Annotated in this window: 1 pseudogene; it reads right to left on the minus strand. The window is 55.1% G+C overall.

Features of this window, described 5'->3' with window-relative positions:
- Positions 1-315 precede the first annotated feature (315 nt).
- Positions 316-621, minus strand: a pseudogene (locus ACFSUD_RS19655) (M48 metallopeptidase family protein); the annotation flags it as partial.
- Positions 622-762: the final 141 nt, after the last annotated feature.

Raw genomic sequence — 762 nt, forward strand, 5'->3', positions numbered from 1 at the left:
CCGGTCGCGGCATAACCGAGCGGGAAATCCACTTAGGAAACGGCTCGAAGCTGTTCAGACAAACCGAGCCACCTCAGTCGTCTAACAGAAAACGCCTTCTATGGACGGCGTGACGACCCGAAAAAATATGCGCGCAGGTCGCGAAAAAAATTGCGCGCGGAACGCAGCTAAGTCCTTGATCTCCCGCGTGCCAGACGAAAAAATATGCGCGTCCCTACATGTGGTGTAGGATCGCGCATAATCTTTCGCGATACCCATAACTTTGCGCGGTTTGCCCATAGGCTTGCGCGATGGATACGCGGAGCCTCTCAGATTTCAGTCGATCCACGCCTCCAAGGGAAGCGCATTTAGCTCTTTGCGCACATTGCGCCACCGTGGCATTTCCCGGTTGAGAACGGCAGTGAACCTCTGATCGTGCCGAGGGGAGATTAGGTGGGCGAGCTCGTGCAAGATCACGTAGTCGATCATGCCCTCTGGCTTTTTCACGAGCGAAGAATTCAACCAGATAATCCGTTTTTCGGCGTTGCAGCTGCCCCATTTCGTTTTCATGGGACGGATGCCCCACCATTCTGGATACACTCCCAGCCGTGCGGTCCAGGCGTCGAACCTCGGAAGTGCCCAATTGCGAAGACGGTTTGAACCGCCCCGGGTTTACCGGAGAGTTCTTTGTTCAAAACTTATGCGGTTTTTTCAAGGGTGTTCATGCTCACATGGAATGCGTCCTCCTGCTCTTGCGGCGGCCGGTGGCCAATGGCGCTGTGT

It is taken from the genome of Sulfitobacter aestuarii, assembly GCF_042685005.1.
Classification (GTDB): Bacteria; Pseudomonadota; Alphaproteobacteria; order Rhodobacterales; family Rhodobacteraceae; genus Sulfitobacter; species Sulfitobacter aestuarii.